The 1,178-nt window shown below is 64.9% G+C and carries 1 protein-coding gene; it reads left to right on the top strand.

The features are described from left to right. Positions 1-1,178, top strand: a protein-coding gene (locus tag MSZK_RS31495) for an IS3 family transposase (protein ID WP_099252414.1) whose coding sequence is annotated in 2 segments (ribosomal slippage) — positions 1-240 and positions 240-1,178 — 1,179 coding nt annotated over the 2 segments. Because the reading frame shifts where the segments join, the coding sequence is not laid out codon by codon here. This gene is flagged as partial in the annotation.

Here is a 1,178-nt window from a genome sequence, read left to right as displayed (position 1 = left end):
GCGCGGTACGGCTGGTGGCCGACCATGCCGAGGAGTACGACACCCGCACCGCCTGCATCACCGCGGTAGCCAAGCGGTTGGGGGTGTCCTACGAATCTTTGCGCCGGTGGGTCAACCAGGTCGAGGTGGACACCGGCCAGCGGGATGGAGTGCCCACCGATATCGCGCGGGAGAACAAGGAGCTCAAGCGCAAGAATCGTGAGCTTGAGGAAACCATCGAAATCCTCAAGGCGGCAACAAGTTTCTTCGTGCGGGAGAGCGACCCGCGACACCGTTGATTTGTGCGTTCATCGCCGAGCATCGTGCTCGGTTCGGGGTCGCTCCGATCTGCCGCGTGCTCACTGAGCACGGGTGCCAGATCGCCCCGAGGACCTTCTACGCCTGGCTGACCCGCCCCCCATCCGCTCGGGCGCTGTGGGACACCGTGATCACCGAGGTGCTGGCCGGCTTCTACGAGCCAGACGAGCACGGTCGGCGCAAGCCCGAGTCGCTGTATGGCGCCACCAAGATGTGGGCTCACTTGCAACGCCAGGGCATCGCGGTGGCCCGCTGCACCGTGGAGCGTCTCATGCGGACCAACGGCTGGCGTGGAGTTACTCGCCGCAAGAAGGTCCGCACCACCGTCTCGGATCCGGCCGCCGACCGGGCTGCCGATCTGGTGAAGCGCCAGTTCCGGGTGCCGGCCCCCAACGTGCTGCTGGTGGCGGACTTCACCTACGTACGGCTGTCCAACGGGATGTTCGTGTACACCGCATTCGCCATCGACGCCTACGCGGGCCGGATTGTGGGATGGACCTGCTCGGCCAGCAAGGAAGACCGGTTCGTGCGCCGAGCGATCCGCCATGCCGCACACCTCCGAAGCGGCGAGGGTAATCCATTGTTGGGCAATACTATTCACCACAGCGACGCGGGCTCTCAATACACGTCTGTGCGGTTCGGGGAAACCCTGGCTCTGTCCGGGCTTGTGGCCTCGATCGGCACGGTCGGGGATGCCTTCGATAACGCTTTGGCCGAAACGACCATAGGGCTGTACAAGACCGAAGCAGTCCGCGACGACTCACCATTCCGGCGGGGTCCCTTGCACCGTCTGACCGATGTCGAACTGCTCACCGCCGAGTGGGTGCACTGGTACAACACCGACCGGCTCATGCACCGCCTGGGCCGCATCCCACCCATCG

It is taken from the genome of Mycobacterium sp. shizuoka-1 (assembly GCF_002723835.1).
In the GTDB taxonomy this organism is placed as follows: domain Bacteria; phylum Actinomycetota; class Actinomycetes; order Mycobacteriales; family Mycobacteriaceae; genus Mycobacterium.
The sequence above is the reverse complement of the archived record's forward strand: the minus strand, read 5'-3'. Positions and strand labels throughout refer to the sequence as shown.